Source organism: Segatella copri DSM 18205 (assembly GCF_025151535.1).
Classification (GTDB): Bacteria; Bacteroidota; Bacteroidia; order Bacteroidales; family Bacteroidaceae; genus Prevotella; species Prevotella copri.
Map to the genome: position 1 here is coordinate 767988 of NZ_CP102288.1, position 23213 is coordinate 791200.

A 23213-nucleotide genomic window follows, 5' to 3' on the forward strand; every position below is an offset into this window, starting at 1 on the left:
TCAATATCTCAGCATTTTCGGTCTTAAAAGCCCTTAATATAAAGAGGTATTAGCAAAGTTTAGCAAAATAAATGCATTTTTATTCGCTTGTTACAAAAAGAAATCGTACTTTTGCAGGCGATTTAATAAAAATACTAAGTTGTTATGGTAAAAATCACATTCCCAGACGGATCTGTTCGTGAGTATGAACAGGGCATAACTGGTTTACAAATCGCCGAGAGCATCTCACCGGCTCTCGCTCGCAACGTTGTATCTTGCGGTGTTAATGGTGAGACAGTAGAGTTGAACCGTCCTATCAATGAGGATGCAAATGTAGAACTCTACAAGTTTGAGGATGAGCAGGGTAAGCACACATTCTGGCATACATCTGCCCACTTGTTGGCTGAGGCTCTTCAGGAGCTTTACCCAGGCATCCAGTTCGGTTTCGGTCCAGCCGTAGAGAGTGGTTTCTTCTACGATGTGATGCCAGCCGAGGGGCAGGTGATCTCTGAGAATGATTTCGCCAAGATTGAGGCTAAGATGATGGAACTTGCCAAGAAGAACGAACCTGTGGTTCGCAAGGAGGTGGCTAAGGCTGATGCTCTCGCTGAGTTTAAGGCTGACGGTCAGACTTACAAGTGCGAGCATATTGAGCAGGACTTGGAGGATGGTACCATCACCACATATACCCAGGGCAATTTCACCGATCTTTGCCGTGGTCCTCACTTGATGAACACTGGCCTTATCAAGGCAGTGAAGATTACCAGTGTGGCTGGTGCATTCTGGCGCGGTGATGCCAAGCGCGAGCAGATGACCCGTATCTACGGTATCAGCTTCCCTAAGAAGAAGATGCTCGACGAGTACTTGGTAATTCTCGAAGAGGCTAAGAAGCGTGACCACCGTAAGATTGGTAAGGAGATGGAACTCTTCATGTTCTCTGAGCGTGTAGGTAAGGGTCTTCCTATCTGGTTGCCAAAGGGTACACAGCTCCGCCTGCGTCTGCAGGAGTTGCTCCGTTCTCTCCTGAAGCCTTACAACTATCAGGAGGTTATCTGCCCAGGTATCGGTGGCAAGAGTCTTTATGTTACATCTGGTCACTATGCTCACTATGGCAAGGATGCATTCCAGCCTATCCAGACTCCTGAGGAGGATGAGGAGTATATGCTCAAGCCAATGAACTGTCCTCACCACTGCGAGGTCTACGCTCGTAAGCCTCGTTCTTACAAGGATCTTCCTTTGCGTATTGCAGAGTTCGGTACTGTATTCCGCTATGAGAAGAGCGGTGAGCTCCATGGTTTGACTCGTGTTCGTACCTTTACTCAGGATGATGCACATATCTTCGTTCGTTCAGATCAGGTGAAGTCTGAGTTCGAGAATGTAATCGACGTAATCCTGAAGGTATTCAAGATTTTCGGTTTCGAGAACTACGAGGCACAGATTTCTCTCCACGATCCTAAGGATACAGAGAAGTATATCGGTTCTGATGAGATTTGGGAAGAGAGCGAGAACGCTATCCGCGAGGCTTGCAAGGAGAAGGGTCTTGAGACTCGTGAGGAGGTTGGCGAGGCTGCCTTCTATGGTCCTAAGCTCGACTTCATGGTAAAGGATGCCATCGGTCGTCGTTGGCAGTTGGGTACCATCCAGGTAGATTACAACTTGCCAGAGCGTTTCAAGCTGGAGTATACAGCTGAGGATAACTCTAAGAAGACTCCTGTGATGATCCACCGTGCACCATTCGGTTCACTGGAGCGATTCACAGCCGTTCTCATCGAGCATACCGCCGGTCACTTCCCATTGTGGTTGACTCCAGATCAGGTTGCAATTCTTCCTATCTCTGAGAAGTTCAACGATTATGCTCAGAAGGTACGTCAGTATCTTGACAAGCAGGGTGTACGTGCTTTGGTTGATGACCGTAACGAGAAGATTGGCCGCAAGATTCGTGACAACGAGTTGAAGCGTGTTCCTTACATGGTCATCGTAGGTGAGAAGGAGAGTGCCGAGGGCTTGGTATCTATGCGTAAGCAGGGTGGTGGCGAACAGGCTACCATGAGCATGGAAGAGTTCGCTCAGCGCATCAATGCCGAGGTTGCAGAGCAATTGAAGGCCGCTGAGGAGTAATCCCGCAGATTGATATTTTCTAATCTCCCGCAGATTTCACAGATTTACACAGATTTTTTCTGTTGAGGGTTTAGTCCCACAGATTTCACAGATTTACACAGATTTTTGTGTGTTCTGTTGAATATCTGTAACAACTGTGACGTCTGTGGGAGATTTTTTTTGTTAAGGAGGATTTTAAAATCGTTTGGTTATGACAGAAAATGAGATATCTTATAAGATCATTGGAGCTATTTATAAGGTTTATAATGAATTGGGACCAGGTTTACTTGAGTCGGTTTATGAAGCAGCTCTGTGCTATCAGTTGCGCAAAGATGGACTTAGGGTAGAGAATCAGGTAAAGTTGGATGTCATGTATGATGGTAAGGTTTTGCCTGTAGATTTCCGTCTGGATATTCTTGTAGAAGATAAAGTCATAGTCGAACTGAAGTCTGTGGCAGAAATGAAAGATGTCTTTCATAAGCAATTGCTTACGTATTTGCGTGTGGCGAAGAAGCATCTTGGAATATTGGTCAATTTTTCCACCACAGATATACGAAAATCAATCTTCCGTAAAGTCAATGGATATACTTCCATCGATTGATCTTCTTTAGTCCCGCAGATTGTTTTCTTTTAGTCCCACAGATTTCACAGATTTACACAGATTATTGAAGCAAAGATTTAAATCTGTGTAAATCTGTGAAATCTGTGGGACAAAAAACGAAAACTGTGTGATTTTTAATAAAATATAAGGTTAAAAATGAAAAATCTGCGGGAAATCCTTGGTGGTTTCACAAAATAATCGTAACTTTGCAGCCGTTTAATCAAAAAGACAAAAAAAGAATATATCGAATAGTTAATGAAAAATGACAAAATGAAAAATCAGTACCGCGTAAACGAACAGATTCGTGCACGCGACGTGAGAGTAGTGAGTGATGGTGGAGCAGAAGTGATGCCAACACGTAAGGCGTTGGAGTTGGCACGTCAGCAAGAGCTTGACTTAGTCGAGATATCTCCTAATGCGCAACCACCAGTTTGCCGTATAGTTGACTATTCTAAATTCCTTTACCAGCAGAAGAAGCATGCAAAGGAAATGAAGCAGAAGCAGGTAAAGGTGGAGACCAAGGAAATCCGTTTCGGACCTCAGACCGATGAGCACGACTATCAGTTCAAGCTCAAGCACGCTATGGAGTTCCTCAACGAGGGCAACAAGGTTCGTGCATACGTTTTCTTCCGTGGTCGCTCTATTCTCTTCAAGGAGCAGGGTGAGGTTCTTCTTCTCCGTTTCGCCAATGATTTGGAAGAGTACGGAAAGGTGGAGCAGATGCCAAAGCTTGAAGGTAAGAAGATGTTCCTCTACATGAGTCCTAAGAAGGCTGGTACTGCAAAGAAGAGCCAGCAGAAGATGGACCGTGAGAAGCGAGAGGCTGAAGCTAAGGCTGCTGCAGATGCAGAGCGTGCTGCTAATGCTGAGAAGAATGGCTTGCTCGCCAATGCTAAAGGCGGCGATACCCTGAAGAAACTCGCAGAAGGAACAGAGGATTAAGAAAAAAAGATGCGTAACGCCCTGGTATATGCGTTGCCATCGCTATAATAAATAACAATTTAAAATTAAAAGTAAAAATGCCAAAAGTAAAGACTAATTCCGGCGCAAAGAAGAGATTCCGTTTCACCGGTACAGGTAAGATTAAGCGTCATCACGCTTTTCACAGTCACATCTTGACTAAGAAGACAAAGAAGCAGAAGAGAAATCTCCTTGGTGAGACTCTCGTAGACCGTTCAAACTTGAAGCAGGTTCGCGACTTGCTCTGCCTCCGTTAATTATTAACTTTTTAGTCGAACTTTTAAAGAAAAAAAATTATGCCAAGATCAGTAAATCACGTTGCATCAAAAGCAAAAAGAACAAGAATCTTGAAGCTCACTAAGGGTTACTATGGAGCTCGCAAGAATGTATGGACAGTAGCTAAGAACACTTGGGAGAAGGGTCTTACCTACGCTTATCGCGATCGTCGTAACAAGAAGCGCACATTCCGCGCATTGTGGATTCAGCGTATCAACGCTGCTGCTCGCCTCGATGGTATGAGCTACAGCCAGTTGATGGGTGCTCTTCACAAGGCTGGTATCGAGATTAACCGTAAGGTTCTCGCTGACCTCGCTGTAAACAACCCTGAGGCTTTCAAGGCTATCGTTGCAAAGGTGAAGTAAATCCGACGCTAGGCTCTTTTCTTCCGTGAATTTTTCTCGTAAGAAAGTGTTTAGCCTCTAGATTAAAGAAAACTGAAGATTGCATTGGTTGGAAGTATTTCCGCTGATGCAATCTTTTTTTGTGCCTGGAAAACTAGGATGAAAACCCCTAGCGCCCTGAATCAATGGTAAAGGGCAGTAGTTCCAAAAGTTGGCAAAGATGTCTCCATACGCCCTGAAAGGGCAGAAGCTCTTAGCCCAGGGCAACGCCCTGGGTTAAACAAGAAACAGCAAGGCGCCCTGTAAGGGCAAAAGCTTTAATATATGGATAATAAAGCTTTTGCCCTTACAGGGCGCCTATGCTGTATCTTGTTTATACCCAGGGCGTTGCCCTGGGCTAAGAGCTTCTGCCCTTTCAGGGCGTGGGGGCAGAAGCTCCGGTTTACTTCATCAACTCAAGACCTGCCTCGAACTTGTTGGTCTTGCCCATCAACTCTGGCAACTGCTTTACAATCGCCTTGACCATTCCGGCAAAGCCGTTCAGATCTTCATCACCGAGGCTCTCAACCATTTTAACAAGAACCGGATTAGATGCCAATTTTGTAGCAAAATCCTGATTCAGATAGAAGAATGCAGTATTGTTGTCGTTGAAGCGAACGTTTACAGGAACACCATCCTTGAAAGCAGACAGAACTGCACCGATGGCAGCCTGCTTGGCAGGATCTGTAATAGTGCCGGCAATCTTTTCGTTGCTCAGGAAAACGATGATCTGGTTCTCATCTACAATCTTGTAAGTTGCATAGCCTTCAGCAATCTGCCAGTTTGGAGTGGCAGGTGCCTCTGTACCAGTTTCGCCTAACTTAGCCTCTGCGTATTGAGCGATGATCTTGCCATCAGCTGTGAATGTTACAGACTTCAAGAGGGTTGGTAACAACTGGTTTACAATGCTTTCTGCCATCTGTGGTGCTGTTGCTGCAGGGATGAAACCCATGATTGGAGGGCAGTCTGCTGCAGTTTCCCAATTCATCTTGAATGAGCCCTTCCATGCCGTAGCATCATCTTGCTTGTCTGTCTGATTGCCGTTCTCGTCATACATGGTTACAGGCTCGAGATTCCAGGTTGCAAGAAGCTTGGAAACTGCTGGCTTTTCTGTGCTGTTGCCTGCACTGAATGTACCATCTGCTGTCTTAAGTTCAACGCTGATGTTCTTGTAGTCTGCAGAAATCTTGGCTGTAAAATTTACCATCTCTGAGTTGGTGTTGTCTGTAGCCTTGGTTACATTGTCGTTATAGGTTACCGTTCCCTGTCCTCTCAATGTGTAACCATCCACTGCAATAATGGTTGCCTCTGGTATGTTCACGGTTACCTTGCCACTCTTGTCTGTCAAAGTTACCTTGGCAGTTTGATCTCCAGCCTTTTCGATATTCATATCGAAATCCATGAAGTTATAATCTACTTCGCCATCTTCTGTATCGAGCTCCTGCCCCCAGACATTGTAAGTACCTGCCTTGAATGTGTCCCATACCGTAGGATCATCATCATCGCTGCTACAAGCAGTGAAGAAGCCAAGGGTGCAAACCATGGCCATTAAATAAATAAACTTTTTCATTTTTCTTCTCTTTTTTGTGTATTAATAAATAATTATTGTATTGTTTCTATTTATTTATATAATAATGTACGCATACATTATATGATATATTACTTCAGCTGATACGTGATACCTACGCTGCCGTAGATAGGATACATCGTCTGCTCGATGGTCTCGAAATCTTTCTTGAAGATACCATTTAAGCCCCAGCTCAGGTCGGCGCAGATGCCCCAACGGTTGTTCAAGCGCCAGTCTATTCCGAAATCTACGCCCACCTGCCAGTTGCGCATATCATCGCTGAAATCATAATCACCACGCTCGCCTTCATCATGACCCAACTTTACCTTTTGTCCAGTAGGATCACCCTTAGGATGACCTTCCTCCTGGCGGCGCAAGTAACCATCGTATGCCCAGCCTTCAAACTTCTTTGATGTCACATAGCTAACATATGGACCCAACTTGAAACGGAGGTTGTCGCAAATGTCGTATGTTGCCTGCAATGGTACTGTGATGAGACTCATGTCTACCTTCGTAACCACGTTGCCTGTAAATATGCCTTTCAGCTCTTCGCCTCCACGAACTATTCTCATATAATAGTTTTTTACGCCTGCATCAATCTTCATGCCCTTGTTTTCAAAGTGCAGACCTCCAACGAATCCCCATTTGCCTGAAAGTGGGTGATAAGCATCAATACCCAGACTGAAGTTAGGTTGCAGGGTATAGCTGTGTAGTGTACGGATGGTGGCTGGAAGACCGATAGGGGCTGTGCCTCCTATATTATACGCCACGCGAGCCTGATACTGGTAGCCGTGGAGATATTTGTTCCACGAGCTGCGCTTGCTTTCTTCTACCTGTTTATGCTCCTCAGCTTCTTGATTTTCATTTTCTCCTGCCCATGTAGCAGTGCCCCATGTCAGCAGGAGAGCTAATATTGTTATCTTCTTCATTCTATGTTTTCCTCCTTAGCTTATTCGCAAATCAACTTGAAACTGTCTATCCAAAGGGTACTGCCTACGGCACCCAGGAAGTTAGCTCCATCTGAACTGGATGAACTGACAATAGTGAGACTGTAGCCACCATTCTTCAACTTGTTTGGGTCTATGGCTTTCTTGTACTCGAAATCTACGCTGAAGTGATGCCATTCCTTTGTGTTTCCAATAGCAACTTTTCCGTTGTCATCATGGGTTTCACCTACCAGAGCAAGTGCTACTATCTGTTTGCTGGTCTGTACATTATCTCCGTAGAGTAATACGGCATTTCCCTTTTCATCGATGTTCTCGTAAAGCACAGCATAAATGGTTCCGTAGTCATGGCGGTCAAGTTCCTTCATATTCTTATCGGTGAATTTTTCGCCAGCCTGATACTTATACCATCCTTCTAACTTAGCAGGTTGGGCATCGAAACTGAATGGATGACCAAACTTTGTTGCCTTCATCGCATCGCGCAGGGCATCGGTGGCATCAAACTGTCCGATGAAGAGGTTGCCGGCAGCGATAGGCTTGTGTACCATATCAGCGATCTTGCTTGTGCGTCGGGTTGTGAGTTGCACTCCCTTTCCCCTGTGTCCATCTTCAATCATCAAGGTAGGATATTCTTCCGGTTTAGATGAACTGTTACTCATTTTGAATCCAGAGTTTCCTGTTGCCCAGATGTCGAGTTTATTGCCGTTCCAGTTCTCTTGCCAGTTGTAGTATCCTTTGTCGAGATATGCGTCTTCAAATTCGAATTCTTTCTCGGTTAGTATAGTAGTCTGTCCCTTCTTGATGCTTACCTGATAGGTGCGGCTCCATTGCTTGTCTTCTGAAGTAACTGTATATGTTACAGGCCCTTTTGAGAAATCCTGAAGGCTTCCACTTTCTGGTGAGATGGTCGCTCCAGGTGTGAGGCGGAATATTGGCGCCTGTTTGGTAAGAGCGGCAAATGGTCTCATCGTGAACTCGATGTTTGTCTGATCACTCTGCACATTGACCAATGTATCAGATGGATTAGTAAACAATAAGTTCAATAAAATCTTGTTGTCTACATGTATGTATGCCTGCTCGATGTCGCATTCGGCATTGAGCGGTTCTTCCTTAAAGCAGGAGGAGAGGGTAGTGATGCAACTCATTGATAAAGCGGCTACTATAAATCTTGACTGTTTCATATCTTGAACTTTCTTTTCCTTTTGTACTCTGGAGAATCGCTTCTCTTTCTTTTCTGCTAATTCTTGAGAGAATGATTTCTCTAGATTGTCATTCGGTTGCAAAGATAAACAGAAAACTTGAAATCGCCAAAGGTTTTTGTATTTTTCGACATGTTTTGATAGAAAAATACCATAAATTAGTGGTTTTAGAACATGAATTAGTCGAGATGAGTTTACTGAAGTTGGCAGATAGCGCCTGATAGTTTTTTAATACACCTAATAAAAAAAGGGGACTGAAATCTCATTACTGAAATTTCAGTCCCCTGAATGTTATTTAGCTAATGAATAGCAAAAGCCTGATCTGTTTAAGATTAAGCCTTGCCCTCCATCTGAGCCTTCAACTTAGCGAGTGCATCGATATCACCGAGTGATGTGCTAGCAGCAACGTTGTTGATCATAGCTGTCTCGTTGTTGTTCTTGCGACCGCCGTTTGTACGCTTGTGAGCTGGCTTAGCAACTGGCTCGTTACCCTCCTCGAATGTACGAGAGTGAGAGAGGATAATGCGCTTTGTCTCCTTAACGAACTCGATAACCTTGAAGTCGAGAGTCTCGCCCTTCTTAGCCATTGTGCCGTCCTCTTTAGTGAGGTGCTTAGGAGTAGCGAAACCTTCACCACCCTCAGCGAGAACTACAACAGCACCCTTGTCCATCAACTCAGTGATAGTACCCTGATGAACAGAACCTGGAGTGTAGATTGCCTCATACTCATCCCATGGGTTCTTCTCCAACTGCTTGTGGCCGAGGCTCAAGCGACGGTTCTCCTTATCGATTTCGAGAACTACTACGTCGATAGAAGCGCCTACAGAAGTGAACTCAGATGGGTGCTTAACCTTCTTAGTCCAAGAGAGGTCAGAGATGTGGATCAAACCATCAACACCTTCCTCAAGCTCTACGAAGATACCGAAGTTAGTGAAGTTGCGAACCTTAGCTGTGTGCTTGCTGCCAACAGGGAACTTAGTCTCGATAGCCTCCCATGGATCTTCCTTGAGCTGCTTGATACCAAGGCTCATCTTGCGCTCAGCGCGGTCGAGAGTCAGGACAACTGCCTCTACCTCGTCACCTACCTTCATGAAGTCCTGAGCAGAACGCAAGTGCTGGCTCCAAGACATCTCAGATACGTGGATCAAGCCCTCTACACCTGGAGCAATCTCAACGAATGCACCGTAGTCAGCCATAACCACTACCTTACCCTTCACGTGATCACCTACCTTGAGGTTCTCGTCGAGAGCATCCCATGGATGTGGAGTGAGCTGCTTCAAACCGAGAGCGATACGCTTCTTCTCCTCATCGAAGTCGAGGATAACAACGTTGATCTTCTGGTCGAGAGATACAACCTCGTGTGGATCGCTTACGCGGCCCCATGAGAGGTCTGTGATGTGGATCAAACCGTCAACACCGCCGAGGTCAACGAATACACCGTAAGTAGTGATGTTCTTAACGGTACCCTCGAGGATCTGACCCTTCTCGAGCTTGCCGATGATCTCCTTACGCTGCTGCTCGAGCTCCTGCTCGATGAGAGCCTTGTGAGATACAACGACATTGCGGAACTCCTGGTTGATCTTTACAACCTTGAACTCCATTGTCTTGCCTACGAATACGTCGTAGTCGCGTATAGGGTGAACGTCGATCTGGCTTCCTGGCAAGAAAGCTTCGATACCGAAAACGTCAACAATCATACCGCCCTTAGTGCGGCACTTGATGTAACCCTGGATAATTTCCTCGTTCTCGAGAGCTGCATTAACACGCTCCCAAGACTTGCTGAGGCGAGCCTTCTTGTGAGAGAGTACCAACTGACCCTTTACGTCCTCCTGGTTCTCTACATAAACCTCAACCTTGTCGCCTACCTTGAGGTCTGGGTTGTAACGGAATTCAGAAGCAGGGATAATACCATCGCTCTTGTAACCGATGTTTACGATAACCTCTTTCTTGTCTACAGAGATTACTGTACCCTCTACAACCTGGTGTTCTGTTACCTTGTTAAGAGTTTCGTCATAGGCCTTCTCGAGGTCTGTTTTGCTGACGTTTGCGCTTGTGCCATTCTCAAACTCATCCCAATTGAAGTCGTCCAATGGCTTTACGTTCTTTAAATCTGACATAAAAAATAATTAAAAAATTAAAATTAATAAAGTTTGACTTTATGTGAATTATATAAATCGGGCGCAAAATTACTCATTTTCTTTGAATTACAGGCATTTACTCTTGATTTTATTCTTTTTGTTAGTAATATTTAACTTAAATCGCTGTTTTTGGTGGGTTCCTTCGGGGAAATACATAATATATATATATGCGCATAACCTATTAAATGTTCTGATAACTTCCTCCTCGATATTTCTTCCTGTGTTGTTCTTCTCTGTAATCCGTGTTTTCATCTGATTCTATGATGAAAATGAAGAGGGAAGAAAAAAACTGGCGAAATTTTCATTTGTATGAAAATGAGTTAAATTCATTAAAAAAAGACACCGAAATGTTGGCGATAACAAAATAATTGTTACCTTTGCGTTCAAAATGTAATGAATATAATAAAATAAATGATATGACACTAGTCATCCTTGCCATACTGATACTGGCATATATTCTCATTGCAACCGAGAATATTACCAAGGTGAACCGTGCTGCCGTAGCCATCTTTGCTGGAACGGTAGGATGGGTTCTCTATATCTGTTTCGGTATGGACTTCGTGACCAGTGAACACTCTTCTGATTATTCACGCTATCTGAATCTCGGAATGTGGAACGAGATAGAATCCACCAGTACAACGGTGAAGTATTTTATTGCCCGTAACATCTTCCTTCCTTATGTGGGTAGAGCAGCAGAAATCGTACTCTTCCTGTTAGCCACTATGACGATAGTTGAAATTCTCAATAACAACGGATGCTTCGATTTCATACGCCAGTTGTTACGTACCCGAAGCGCCAAGAAAATGCTATGGATTCTCGCTGCCGTAACCTTTGTTATCTCGGCAAATCTCGATAATCTTACTACAACAGTGATGATGCTTACGATGATGCATGGGGTAATTCCAAACCGTCGTCAGCGCATGGTGTATGGAGGTGCCATTCTCCTTTCTGCCAACTGTGGCGGAGCTCTTACCGTTATCGGAAATCCGGAAGGACTGGTGATGTGGAATATGGGTGCTGTAACGGCTACTCATTATTTCCTGTCGCTTCTGCTCCCATGTCTTGCTGCCTGGCTTATTCCGTTGTTGATGATGCAGCGCATGCTGCCTGAAAGAGTAGAGACAGAATGGATTGCTATGCCATACCGCGGGGATGATACCCGTCTCAATGTATGGCAGCGCTTGCTGATGCTCTTTGTGGGCATCGGTGGATTGTGGTTTATCCCTACCTTCCATAATATTACGAAATTAAGTCCTTTCCTCGGTGCGCTCTGCGTATTGGGCGTACTTTGGATTGTGAACGAGATATTCAACCGTAAACTCATGAATATGGATGCGATGGCTGACCGTCGCACTCCTAGAGTGTTCCAATACGGAGTTGTCCAGATGATTCTCTTCGTGATGGGTATCATGCTTGCCATCGGAGTGGTGAAGGAGACCGGCGCTTTTGACGATTTTGCTACTCTTCTCAACTCTGTCGGTATGGATGATAAGCGTCCTGGCGTGCTGTTGCATGGCGTCTTGGCTGGTATCATCAGTACTGTACTTGACAACTTTGCTACAGCCATGAACTTTTTCTCCCTTCATGATCTGGCAAATGTGAATGATCCTTCATTCAGCATGCTTACTGATTATCATACCAATGGTATCTACTGGCAGATGATTGCATATTGCGTAATGGCTGGTGGTAACGTTCTTGGTATCGGTACAATCAGCGGTCTTGCCCTGATGAAGATGGAACGTATGCACATGGGATGGTATTTCCGCAATATTGGCTGGAAAGCTTTGATGGGTGGCGTCATCGGACTTGCTATCCTTTGGCTCTCCCATATCCTGGTGGCTGGTGCCGCAAACCTAATTATTTAAATCGATAAACCCAAACAAAGCAAGGGGTATACCCTTGGATACCTACTGTTTATGTAGGGGTAATGGATGAAAAACATCATCCTGAGAGGATAATAAACTAACATTAAAAATATATATATAATATAATAAGGTATAGTTATGGCAAAGATTAAGACTATTGGAATTTTAACATCTGGAGGAGATGCTCCAGGTATGAATGCTGCTATCCGTGCGGTTACCCGTTCGGCTATCTACAACGGTTTCACTGTGAAAGGTATCTATCGTGGTTACGATGGTCTCATCAATGATGAAATTAAAACCTTTTCTACAGAGAATGTAAGCGGTATCATCGGCACAGGTGGTACGATGCTGAAGACAGCCCGTTCTAAGGAATTCATGACCGAGGAAGGTCGCCAGAAGGCATTTGAAACGATTCAGAAAGAGGAAATTGATGCGCTTGTCGTGATTGGCGGTAACGGTTCGCTGACAGGTGCGATGAATTTCGCACGTGAGTTTGATATATGCTGCATCGGATTGCCAGGAACAATTGATAATGACCTTTATGGTACAGACAATACAATCGGTTATGATACTACGATGAATACCATCGTAGAATGTGTAGACCGCATCCGTGATACTGCACAGAGCCACGAGCGTATCTTCTTTATCGAGGTGATGGGCCGTGATGCCGGTTTCCTGGCACAGAATTCAGCTATCGCCAGTGGAGCAGAGGCAGCTATCATTCCAGAGGATTCTACCGACGTAGACCAGTTGGCTCAATTCATGGAGCGTGGTATCCGTAAGTCTAAGAAGAGTTGTATCGTCATCGTGTCAGAGAGTCCTAAGTGCGGTGCTCTTTATTATGCCGACCGTGTGCGCAAGGAGTTCCCTGAGTTTGATGTACGTGTATCTATCCTGGGTCACTTGCAGCGTGGCGGCCGTCCGTCAGCCCGTGACCGTATTCTTGCGAGCCGTACCGGTTGTGGTGCCATCGAGGCTATCATGCAGGGACAGCGCAATGTGATGATTGGCGTACGCAATAACGAGGTGGTATACGTTCCGCTTTCTGAAGCTATCCGCTCAGATAAGCCATTCGACCGTAAACTGATCAAGGTTTTGGACGAGTTGAGTATCTGATTGATAGAGATTGGAGTAAGAAGAAGGGAGTTTGGACTCCTGACTTCTTGCTTTTGCATAGGAAAATGGTTTAAAGGGAACTAAAAATGGTTTAATAAGGTATAAAAGCCGAATAAAACTTTAAATTAATTTGTGGTTTCCATAAATTGTTGTTACTTTTGCAGTCAAGAATAATATAAATATATATATAACTTTTAAACTAATAAGCTTATGTCACAAATTAATGGACGTATCTCTCAGATTATCGGTCCTGTTATCGACGTTTACTTCGATACAAAGGGCGAGAATCCAGAGAAGGTGCTTCCTAAAATTTATGAAGCTCTGAAGGTAAAACGTCCAGACGGACGCGAGCTTGTCATCGAGGTGCAGCAGCATATCGGTGAGGATACGGTTCGCTGTGTCGCTATGGATAATACTGACGGTTTGCAGCGCGGCTTGGAGGTTATCCCTACAGGTAACCCAATCCAGATGCCAGCCGGAGAGCAGATCAAGGGCCGTATGATGAATGTCATCGGACAGCCTATTGATGGTATGAATGAATTGGACATGAAGGGTGCTTATCCTATCCACCGTGAGGCTCCGAAGTTTGACGAACTTTCTACTCACAAGGAGATGCTTGCTACCGGTATTAAGGTGATTGACCTGCTTGAACCTTACATGAAGGGTGGTAAGATTGGTCTTTTCGGTGGTGCCGGTGTAGGTAAGACGGTGCTTATCATGGAGTTGATCAACAACATTGCCAAGGGACACAACGGCTACTCTGTATTTGCCGGAGTAGGTGAGCGTACCCGTGAAGGTAACGACTTGATTCGAGACATGCTCGAGTCTGGTGTTATCAAGTATGGTGAGAAGTTCCGTAAAGCGATGGAAGAAGGTAAGTGGGATCTCTCACTTGTCGATCCTGAGGAACTTGCCAAGAGTCAGGCTACCCTGGTATATGGTCAGATGAATGAGCCACCTGGGGCACGTGCTTCTGTAGCTCTCTCTGGTTTGACCGTAGCAGAGGAGTTCCGTGATCATGGAGGTAAGAATGGTGAGGCAGCGGATATCATGTTCTTTATCGATAACATCTTCCGTTTCACCCAGGCTGGTTCTGAGGTATCTGCGCTGTTGGGTCGTATGCCATCAGCCGTAGGTTATCAGCCAACGCTGGCTTCTGAGATGGGTGCCATGCAGGAGCGAATCACTTCTACCAAGAATGGTTCCATCACCTCTGTACAGGCCGTTTATGTGCCTGCCGATGACTTGACCGACCCTGCTCCAGCTACCACCTTTACTCACCTGGATGCTACCACTGAGCTTTCCCGTAAGATAGCATCTCTCGGTATCTATCCTGCCGTAGACCCGTTGGGTTCTACCTCTCGTATCCTCGACCCGCTGATTGTGGGCAAGGCGCACTACGATTGTGCACAGCGAGTAAAGCAGTTGTTGCAGCGTTATAACGAGTTGCAGGATATCATCGCCATCCTCGGTATGGATGAGCTCTCTGATGAGGATAAGTTGACCGTGAACCGTGCACGCCGTGTACAGCGTTTCCTGAGCCAGCCATTCACCGTAGCAGAGCAGTTTACCGGTTTGAAGGGTGTGATGGTTCCTATCGAAGAGACTATCAAGGGCTTCAACGCCATCCTCGACGGTGAGGTAGATGACCTGCCAGAGCAGGCATTCCTCAACGTAGGTACTATCGAGGATGCCAAGGAGAAGGCTAAGCAGTTGCTCGCAGCAGCACAGGCGTAATCTTTAAAAATCCACGGCTTATGTTACAGCTAAAGATAGTATCTCCTGAGAAAGTCGTCTTCCAGGGTGAGGTAGAGAGCGTACTGGTTCCGGGAACCCTCGGCTCGTTCGAGATTCTCAAGGATCACGCGCCTATCATCTCTTCGCTCGAAGTGGGCAAGGTGGAATACACTACCAAGGAAGGCAAGCAGGTAATGAACATCCAGGGCGGATTCGTGGAATGTAAGAAAAACGAAGTAAGCCTTTGCGTAGAAGTATAATTTAGTTAATAGTTGACAGTTAATAGTTGACAGCTAATAGTTGACAGCTATATTGATAAAATAGAACAATGGAAAAAGACGAAAAGTTGCGCTTGCAGACTATCAGACAGGCGAGTATCAGGTATAAGCAGATTTCTTTGTGGCTTACAGCAGCAGTGGCTCTTGCCGTGCTCTTTGCCTGCAGATTGTCTGCTCAATGCGATGATATGATAGCCCAGGTTGTTAACCCGCTGGTAGTGAGTGCGATATTCTCACTCGTTGCAAGTACTGCTTATGGTGAAGCATGGAAGGCTGTTGCAAAGTCATCGCCAGCCAATCTCGCCAAGTTCTATCTGGCGGCACTGGTCTTGAAGCTGATGGCTGGTACGCTGGTATTCCTCATCTATGTGCTGGTATGCGACAGGCAGAACATTCTGGGCTTTACCGCCATCTTCGCCCTTTTCTATGTCGTACTTCTCGTGTTCGACTGCATCTACTTCGCTCGGGTAGAGAAAAAGAACCGTCTTTCATAAGCGGTTCTGAAACAAATAATTAATAAACAAAAGTAAGAATTAAAGAATATGAAACATCTCAAGCAATTCCTCTTGATGGCGATGCTGCTCTTTACGCTGGCACCTCTGCAGGTATCGGCTAAGGAGAACATCGACGTGAAAGAGATATTGTGGGGTCATATCAAGGATTCTTATGAATGGCATATCACCAAGGTGGGAGACCATCCCGTAGTGATTCATCTGCCAATCATCGTTAACACCACTTCGGGCTGGCACGTGTTCTGCAGCAGCGAATTCTCGGAAGAGAAGGATGCTAATGGAGACCGTCCAGGACCTTTCAACCTGGTGATCAAGAACGCTGATGCGCAGGCGAATCCCAACAAGATAGTAGAGAAGGTGGGAGGCCAGGAGGTTCGTCCGCTTGACATCTCCATCACGAAGACCGTTTGCGTGCTCTTCATCGATGCTATCATCCTGTTGCTCTGTGTCCTGATACCAGCCCGCTGGTGCAGGAAGCACAAGGTGGATGACCCTGCACCAAAGGGATTTGTGGGACTGATGCACATGTTCATCATGTCGGTATATACCGATGTAATTGAGGCCACCCTGGGTAAGGAAGCGCCAAAGTATGCACCATGGTTGCTTACTTGCTTCTTCTTTATCTTCGTGGCGAACATCATGGGTATCGTACCATTCCCTCCAGGTGGTGGTAACCTGACGGGTAATATCGCCTGCACCGTATTCTTCGGTGTAACGACATTCCTGATCACCAACTTCACCGGTACCAAGGAATACTGGAAGGAAATCTTCTGGCCGGAGGTACCAACCTGGTTGAAGGTCCCTGTGCCACTGATGCCATTCATCGAGCTCTTCGGAATCTTTACGAAACCGCTGGCTCTGATTATCCGACTTTTCGCCAACATGATGGCGGGTCACGCCATCGCACTTTCGTTTGCGGCTATCATTTTCATCATGTTCAACATCAGTGAGAATGCTATCGCCAATTATGTGGCAGGTACGGGTATGACAATAGTAAGTGTTGCGATGAGCGCCTTTATGATGCTCCTCGAAGTATTGGTAAGCTACATTCAGGCATTGGTATTCACCATGCTGAGTGCAGTATTCATCTCGCTGGCTCATGTAAAGTCTCATGAGGCTGAGCCAGAGGTAGTGAAGTAGTTTATAGTTTATAGTTTATAATTTATAGTTTATAGATTATAGATTACGGATCTAATTTCATTCAGATAATAAACAAAGAAAATATAAACAACTTAAATTATTAAGATTATGTTATCACTTTTATTAGCAGCAGAGATTGCAAAGTTGGGTGCCGCAGTAGGTGCAGGTTTAGCCGCTATTGGCGCAGGTATTGGTATCGGTCGCATTGGTGGCCAGGCTATGGACGCTATGGCTCGTCAGCCAGAGAAGATGGGCGACCTCCGTTCTTCTATGATTATCGCAGCTGCGTTGGTTGAGGGTGTTGCGTTCTTCGCTGTCATCATCGCCATCCTGGCAATCGTTATGTAATCATCTCATCTGTCACTATCATCTGCCCCGATAAAAGGAAGTCTCAGGCTTCAGCCTGATGTCTTTCCGGGGCATGATAGAGATGATTCTAGAGTTAGTTAAAATAAAACGTTTAAGTAAAACTTTAACCAGTATATATGGATTTATTAATTCCTGATAGCGGTTTGCTCTTCTGGATGACGCTGGTCTTCATCATCGTCTTCATCATTCTTTGGAAGGCTGGATTCCCAGCCATCATTAAGATGGTGAACGAGCGCAAGGCTTTCATCGATGATAGTCTGAAGAAGGCTCACGAAGCCAACGAGAAGCTTGCCAATATCCAAAAAGAAGGTGAATCCATCTTGCAGGAAGCTCGCGAGAAGCAGGCTGCTCTCCTCAAGGAGGCTGCCGAAACCCGCGATGCCATTGTAGAGAAAGCACAGGATAAAGCACGCGAAGAAGGCGCACGTCTCCTCTCTGATGCCAAGAAGCAGATTGAGACCGAGAAGCAGAACGCCATTCGTGAAATCCGAGGCCAGGTAGCCGAACTCTCTGTTCAGATTGCAGAGAAGGTGCTCAAGGCTAAGCTCTCTGACGACAAGGCACAGATGGATATGATAAATCGACTGCTGGACGAGGTTTCTTCTGACAACAAATAGTAAAGCTTATGGATATAGGTGTAATATCGGTGCGTTATGCCCGTGCCCTCATCAAGGCTGCACTCGGCATGAAGCTCGAAGATCAGGTCTACCAGGAGATGCAGACGCTCTTTAAGAGCTACATCGACGTGCCTGAACTGAGATTTACGATAGACAACCCTATGCTTTCCAAAGACAAGAAAGAGGCACTTCTCACCACAGCCCTGGGCAAAGAGCCTACGGAACTGAGCAGGAAGTTTATCGCTCTCGTCTTGAAAGAGGATAGGGAGAGCACCCTGCAATTCATGGCTGCTTCGTATATCACTCTTTACAGGAAACAGAAGAACATCATCCGCGGTAAGCTGATCACCGCCACTGCCGTTGATGCCTCTACGGAGGACAAGATGCGCAAGATGGTGGAGCAGAGAACGAAAGGTACTGTGGAGTTCAAGACCGAGGTGAACCCTGAACTGATTGGCGGTTTCATCCTTGAGTATGATACTTACAGAATGGATGCGAGCGTAAAGACTAAGCTCAACAACATTCTGACACAGCTCAAAAAGTAATTTTTTTGAGTAGTTAAGAATTTAAGAAGTTAAAGGAGTTAAGACAACACCTTTATCCTGATAAAACAGGAGGACTTCTTAATAATGAGAGAAACTGGATATAAGATAAGCTATTGTCTTAACTCCTTTAACTTCTTTCAACTCCTTAACTCCTCATTTAACAATTAAAGTAAATAAACAATGTCAGATAAAATTAAACCAAGTGAGGTGTCTGAGGTTCTTCAGCAGCAGCTCCAGGAGGTTAATGGCTCTCAGCAGTTTGACGAGGTGGGTACTGTGCTTACCGTCAGCGATGGCGTGGCTCGTATCTATGGTCTGCGTAATGCCGAGGCTAATGAGCTTCTTGAGTTTGAGAACGGAACCATGGCTATCGTCATGAACTTGGAGGAAGACAATGTAGGTTGTGTCCTCTTAGGTCCTACAGCTGGCATCAAGGAGGGACAGAGCGTGAAGCGTACACACCGTATTGCTTCTATCCGCGTAAACGACAACTTCCTCGGACGTGTCGTAAACCCTCTGGGTCAGGCTATTGATGGTCTGGGTGACATCGACCTCACCGATTCTTTCGAGATGCCTTTGGATCGTAAGGCACCTGGTGTAATCTATCGTCAGCCAGTAAAGGAACCTCTTCAGACTGGTTTGAAGGCGGTAGACTCTATGATTCCTATCGGTCGTGGACAGCGTGAGCTGATCATCGGTGACCGTCAGACCGGTAAGACTGCCATCGCAGTGGATACCATCATCAACCAGAAGAGTTTCTATGAGGCTGGCAAGCCAGTATATTGTATCTATGTAGCTATCGGTCAGAAAGCATCTACCGTTGCTGCATTGGTACAGAACCTCAAGGAGCATGGCGCCCTGCCATATACCATCATCGTAAGTGCTACCGCTGCCGATCCTGCAGCCATGCAGTATTACGCACCATTTGCCGGTGCAGCTATCGGTGAGTACTTCCGCGACCGTGGTTACTCAGCTCTCGTCGTATACGATGACCTGAGTAAGCAGGCTGTGGCTTACCGTGAGGTATCTCTGATTCTCCGCCGTCCATCCGGACGTGAGGCTTACCCTGGTGATGTGTTCTATCTCCACTCTCGTCTGTTGGAGCGTGCCGCTCGTATCAACGACCAGCAGGAGGTAGCCGAGCAGATGAACGACCTTCCAGAGTGCATGAAGGGTCACGTTAAGGGTGGTGGTTCTTTGACAGCCCTCCCTATCATCGAAACACAGGCTGGTGACGTATCAGCATACATCCCAACCAACGTGATTTCTATCACCGATGGTCAGATCTTCCTTGAGACCGACCTCTTCAACCAGGGCTTCCGTCCAGCTATCAACGTAGGTATCTCCGTATCCCGTGTAGGTGGTTCTGCCCAGATCAAGAGTATGAAGAAGGTAGCTGGTACACTGAAGATTGATATGGCTCAGTATCGTGAGCTGGAGGCCTTCTCTAAGTTCTCTAGTGATATGGATGCCGTAACAGCGATGACTCTGGACCGTGGCCGTAAGAACGACCAGTTGCTGGTTCAGCCTCAGTACCGCCCAATGCCGGTAGGCGAGCAGGTAGCTATTCTCTACTGTGGTGTTCACGGATTGATGCACGACGTGCCAATGGATAAGGTTCGCGACTGTCAGGATCTGTTCCTCGATGCAATGCGCAGCCAGCACGCTGATGTGATTGAGACTTTGGGCGATGGTAAGTTCACCGACGATGCCATTAAGGCAGTCGAGGAGACCATGGCTAATGTTGCAGGACAATATAAAGCGTAATAGCCTATGCCGTCATTAAAAGAGATTAAAACTCGCATAGCCAGCGTTAACAGTACCCGTAAGATTACGAGTGCAATGAAGATGGTGGCTTCCAGTAAATTGCATCATGCTCAGGTAGCTATCCAGAATATGCTGCCTTATGGAAATATGTTGGAACATATCCTCAAGAGTTTCCTGGTAAGTACTCCGAATGTCGACCATCCGTTGCAGTTGGAGCACAAGGAAACCAAGCGTGTAGCTCTTGTGGTATACAGTTCTAACAGCAGCTTGTGTGGTGGATTTAATTCCAACGTTATCAAGATGATGATGCATGCGGTGGACGAGTATAAGGCTCAAGGCATTGACGACATCACGGTATATCCTATCGGACGAAAAGTGGCAGAGAAGGCACAGAAACTGGGTTTGAAGATTGGCGGTAACTTTAATGATCTTGCCGATCATCCTCATGCCAGCGCCTGTGCAGATATCGCCCATTCACTTGCCAGGCAGTATGCTGCTGGTGAGCTCGATAAGGTGGAGATGATTTATCATCACTTTAAGAGTGCCGGTTCACAGATTCTGACCCGCAAGACTTTCTTGCCTATTGACCTCAGCACTGAGGCGATAGGAGTGGACAACGATCGTGACCTTACCTCTAATGTGGTTACGGCAAAGGCTCAGGAATATCTGCGCCAAAAGCAGGCTGAAGCTGACGGACGCCAGAGTTCTGAGGCAAAACCTCTGAATGATGACTTCATTGTAGAGCCAGACTTGGAGACTGTTTTGGGAGTCTTGATTCCTAAGCAGCTTCGTCTGATGATTTATACAGCGTTGCTGGATAGCCAGGCGAGTGAGCATGCTGCCAGAATGGTGGCCATGCAGACCGCTACGGATAATGCCGATGAACTCTTGCGCGAACTCAACTTGCAGTACAACAAGAGTCGTCAACAGGCCATTACCAATGAATTGCTTGATATTGTGGGAGGTAGCGTAAACAACTAAGTTGCGCATCTCTTCAATCTATAAAATTAAATCGGGATGTTTGCAGTTCTGAACTTGCAGACATCCCGATTTTTTTATCTCCCTTAGTTACGAATGCTATCTCCCTTAGTTACGAATGCTATCTCCCTTAGTTACGGGTATTATCTCCCTTAGTTATGAAAATATCTCCGAAGGTTATGAAATTATCTCCGAAGGTTATGAAAATATCTTTCGGAGATATTCTCCTGTTATAGTCCTGTATATTTCCTGATAGCCTTGATGAAGGTATCGCCATATTTATTGAGCTTGAATTCTCCGATACCACTGATCAGGCTCATGGCATTCTTGGTGGTAGGTTTCATTCTTGCAAGTTCATGAAGGCTCTTGTCGCTGAGTACGATATATGGAGGATAACCCTGTTCGTCGGCAAGGTTCTTGCGTATCTTTCTGAGGTGTTCAAAGAGCCCTTTGTCTTCCACGCCTTTCGAGTCTTCCTGGAAGAGGACACGTTCGGCATGTACCTCAGGAATGAGATTTCCCGGCTGGGCGATGGCGCCCTTCCTGTTGCGTACCGTTTTCTTTGGGCGGGTGGCTTTATCATCTTCTTCGATATAAGCCAGCGAAACATGATGTTCTCCCTTCAGTACCTTCCAGCCTAAATCGGTAACCTTCATGTAGTTGTGGTTGTTGTAGGCAATCTCGAAGAATCCCATCTGTAGCATCTGCAGCAGATAAGCATTCCAGTCCTTAGATGTTGTATCCCTGCCCACACCGAAGGTTTTCATCTCGTTGTATTTGTTTTTCACAACTGCAGAAGAATGCATGCCTCTCAGAATCTCGATGCAGGTACCTACTGCAATATGCTCACCCGAACGGACTACGGCACTCAGGGCTTTCTGGGCTCTGATGGTGCCGTCGAAGGTGCGTGGAGGATTCTTGCAAACATCACAGTTGCCGCAGTTGCAGGATGATGTCTCGCCAAAATAATTCAGCAGAATGCGTCGTCGGCATACTCTCGATTCGGCATATTCCTCCATGCGGCGCAGTTTCTCCATGTTCACATCACGCTGTCCGCTTTCTTCACAGAAAGAACGGAGGGTGATGATGTCGGCCATCGAATAGAACAGCACGGTATCTGATGGTGCTCCATCTCTTCCGGCTCTACCTATTTCCTGATAGAAACTCTCTATGCTTTTAGGCATATTATAGTGGATTACCCAGCGCACATTACTCTTGTCGATGCCCATTCCGAAAGCGATGGTTGCACATACCACCTGAATCTGGTCCATCTTGAACCGCTCCTGTACTGATGCTCTGGTCTGGGCAGTCATTCCGGCGTGATAGGCTGCGGCATTGATACCCAGATCGATAAGTTCCTGAGCTACCATTTCGGTGTTCTTGCGGGAGAGACAGTAGATGATGCCTGCTTCTTCCGGATGATTACTGATGAAGCGGGTGATGTATTGGAGCTTTGCCTTTTTGGTGCTCTCCTGTCTTACGGTGAGGGAGAGGTTGGGGCGGTCGAAACTGCTTACGAACGTCTGCCCATTGAGATGAAGCTGGCGTATGATATCTTCGCGCGTTATCTTGTCGGCTGTGGCTGTGAGCGCCATCACCGGGACATTGCGGAAATTCTCGTGCAGCATACCGAGTTGCGAATACTCCGGACGGAAATCGTGTCCCCACTGACTGATGCAGTGGGCCTCGTCAACGGCAAAGAGCGAAATCTTGATGTTGCTGAATAAATAAGGTATCTCGCTGATGAGTTTCTCGGGCGAAACATAAAGAAGTTTCAGTTCTCCCTTCTCGCATCGGCGGCGGATGATGAGTTCATCGGTCGTGTCGTTTCCGCTGTTCAGTGCCTCAGCCGGGATACCGTTTGCCTTGAGCGCCTCCACCTGGTCGTGCATCAGACTGATGAGCGGTGAAATGACCACAGCGGTACCTTCCATCGCTAATGCGGGAACCTGGTAGCACAGACTCTTTCCACCACCTGTCGGCATGAGAACCAGACAGTCGTGTCCCTGCATTACCTCTTTGATAATCGCTTCCTGGTTGGGGCGGAAGGAATCGTATCCAAAATAGCTTTTTAATATCTCGTTTATCTGCATGATTGCCGTTTTATGATTTCTGCCTTTACCGGCATGTTTTTGTTTTGATTTT

General features: G+C 46.1%; 21 protein-coding genes. 16 read left to right on the forward strand and 5 right to left on the reverse strand.

The genetic code is table 11. The annotated features are described in order from the left end of the window. The first annotated feature begins 144 nt into the window (after nucleotides 1-144). The 5 genes from thrS to rplT all read left to right on the forward strand — a co-directional run bounded on the left by thrS (nucleotide 145) and on the right by rplT (nucleotide 4278). On the forward strand, nucleotides 145-2097 hold the full coding sequence (thrS, locus tag NQ544_RS03075; protein ID WP_006846868.1) for a threonine--tRNA ligase: 1953 nt from the start codon (nucleotides 145-147) through the stop codon (nucleotides 2095-2097). A 190-nt stretch (nucleotides 2098-2287) separates the two neighbouring features. After that, the gene (locus NQ544_RS03080) at nucleotides 2288-2677 is read left to right on the forward strand and encodes a GxxExxY protein (protein WP_006846867.1); all 390 of its coding nucleotides are present in this window, start codon (nucleotides 2288-2290) and stop codon (nucleotides 2675-2677) included. A 255-nt stretch (nucleotides 2678-2932) separates the two neighbouring features. Then, nucleotides 2933-3619 (forward strand): translation initiation factor IF-3, encoded by a 687-nt coding sequence (gene infC, locus NQ544_RS03085; RefSeq protein WP_006846866.1) that lies wholly within the window; start codon nucleotides 2933-2935, stop codon nucleotides 3617-3619. Between the two features lie 77 nt (nucleotides 3620-3696). Further along, a complete protein-coding gene (rpmI, locus tag NQ544_RS03090; protein ID WP_006846865.1) occupies nucleotides 3697-3894 on the forward strand; it encodes a 50S ribosomal protein L35 in 198 nt (65 codons plus the stop codon). A 39-nt stretch (nucleotides 3895-3933) separates the two neighbouring features. Next, the gene (gene rplT / locus NQ544_RS03095; protein WP_006846863.1) at nucleotides 3934-4278 is read left to right on the forward strand and encodes a 50S ribosomal protein L20; all 345 of its coding nucleotides are present in this window, start codon (nucleotides 3934-3936) and stop codon (nucleotides 4276-4278) included. Nucleotides 4279-4699: 421 nt separating this feature from the next. Here rplT and NQ544_RS03100 read toward each other — a convergent pair whose 3' ends face one another. From NQ544_RS03100 to rpsA, 4 genes are all read right to left on the reverse strand, one after another. Continuing rightward, nucleotides 4700-5866, reverse strand: a complete 1167-nt coding sequence (locus NQ544_RS03100; protein ID WP_006846862.1) for a hypothetical protein — start codon at nucleotides 5864-5866, stop codon at nucleotides 4700-4702. Nucleotides 5867-5955: 89 nt separating this feature from the next. Beyond that, nucleotides 5956-6792 carry a porin family protein gene (locus NQ544_RS03105; RefSeq protein WP_006846861.1) on the reverse strand — a complete coding sequence of 279 codons (837 nt, stop codon included), beginning with the start codon at nucleotides 6790-6792 and terminating at the stop codon, nucleotides 5956-5958. 20 nt (nucleotides 6793-6812) lie between these two features. Continuing rightward, nucleotides 6813-7988 (reverse strand): PCMD domain-containing protein, encoded by a 1176-nt coding sequence (locus tag NQ544_RS03110; RefSeq protein ID WP_040552787.1) that lies wholly within the window; start codon nucleotides 7986-7988, stop codon nucleotides 6813-6815. A gap of 350 nt (nucleotides 7989-8338) precedes the next feature. Beyond that, nucleotides 8339-10123 (reverse strand): 30S ribosomal protein S1, encoded by a 1785-nt coding sequence (gene rpsA, locus NQ544_RS03115; protein ID WP_006846859.1) that lies wholly within the window; start codon nucleotides 10121-10123, stop codon nucleotides 8339-8341. Between the two features lie 437 nt (nucleotides 10124-10560). On the opposite strand from rpsA, the gene NQ544_RS03120 reads away from it, so the two are divergent. From NQ544_RS03120 to NQ544_RS03170, 11 genes are all read left to right on the forward strand, one after another. Further along, on the forward strand, nucleotides 10561-12009 hold the full coding sequence (locus tag NQ544_RS03120; protein WP_006846857.1) for an SLC13 family permease: 1449 nt from the start codon (nucleotides 10561-10563) through the stop codon (nucleotides 12007-12009). A 138-nt stretch (nucleotides 12010-12147) separates the two neighbouring features. Continuing rightward, complete coding sequence (gene pfkA, locus NQ544_RS03125; protein WP_006846856.1) at nucleotides 12148-13125, forward strand: 6-phosphofructokinase; 978 nt, start codon at nucleotides 12148-12150, stop codon at nucleotides 13123-13125. A gap of 210 nt (nucleotides 13126-13335) precedes the next feature. Beyond that, nucleotides 13336-14862: a F0F1 ATP synthase subunit beta gene (gene atpD / locus NQ544_RS03130; RefSeq protein WP_006846855.1), complete on the forward strand. Its 1527-nt coding sequence runs from the start codon at nucleotides 13336-13338 to the stop codon at nucleotides 14860-14862. A 20-nt stretch (nucleotides 14863-14882) separates the two neighbouring features. After that, complete coding sequence (atpC, locus tag NQ544_RS03135; RefSeq protein ID WP_006846854.1) at nucleotides 14883-15122, forward strand: ATP synthase F1 subunit epsilon; 240 nt, start codon at nucleotides 14883-14885, stop codon at nucleotides 15120-15122. Nucleotides 15123-15190: 68 nt separating this feature from the next. Then, a complete protein-coding gene (locus tag NQ544_RS03140) occupies nucleotides 15191-15634 on the forward strand; it encodes a hypothetical protein (RefSeq protein WP_006846853.1) in 444 nt (147 codons plus the stop codon). 48 nt (nucleotides 15635-15682) lie between these two features. Beyond that, nucleotides 15683-16792 (forward strand): F0F1 ATP synthase subunit A, encoded by a 1110-nt coding sequence (locus tag NQ544_RS03145; RefSeq protein ID WP_006846852.1) that lies wholly within the window; start codon nucleotides 15683-15685, stop codon nucleotides 16790-16792. Between the two features lie 108 nt (nucleotides 16793-16900). Next, nucleotides 16901-17140, forward strand: a complete 240-nt coding sequence (atpE, locus tag NQ544_RS03150) for an ATP synthase F0 subunit C (protein ID WP_006846851.1) — start codon at nucleotides 16901-16903, stop codon at nucleotides 17138-17140. A 137-nt stretch (nucleotides 17141-17277) separates the two neighbouring features. After that, complete coding sequence (atpF, locus tag NQ544_RS03155) at nucleotides 17278-17778, forward strand: F0F1 ATP synthase subunit B (protein WP_006846850.1); 501 nt, start codon at nucleotides 17278-17280, stop codon at nucleotides 17776-17778. An 8-nt stretch (nucleotides 17779-17786) separates the two neighbouring features. Further along, a complete protein-coding gene (locus tag NQ544_RS03160; protein ID WP_006846849.1) occupies nucleotides 17787-18323 on the forward strand; it encodes a F0F1 ATP synthase subunit delta in 537 nt (178 codons plus the stop codon). A gap of 180 nt (nucleotides 18324-18503) precedes the next feature. Continuing rightward, nucleotides 18504-20090: a F0F1 ATP synthase subunit alpha gene (gene atpA / locus NQ544_RS03165; protein ID WP_006846848.1), complete on the forward strand. Its 1587-nt coding sequence runs from the start codon at nucleotides 18504-18506 to the stop codon at nucleotides 20088-20090. 6 nt (nucleotides 20091-20096) lie between these two features. Then, nucleotides 20097-21071, forward strand: coding sequence for a F0F1 ATP synthase subunit gamma (locus tag NQ544_RS03170; RefSeq protein WP_006846847.1), 975 nt, complete (start codon nucleotides 20097-20099; stop codon nucleotides 21069-21071). A gap of 227 nt (nucleotides 21072-21298) precedes the next feature. Here NQ544_RS03170 and recQ read toward each other — a convergent pair whose 3' ends face one another. Continuing rightward, on the reverse strand, nucleotides 21299-23161 hold the full coding sequence (recQ, locus tag NQ544_RS03175) for a DNA helicase RecQ (protein WP_006846846.1): 1863 nt from the start codon (nucleotides 23159-23161) through the stop codon (nucleotides 21299-21301). Nucleotides 23162-23213 lie beyond the last annotated feature (52 nt).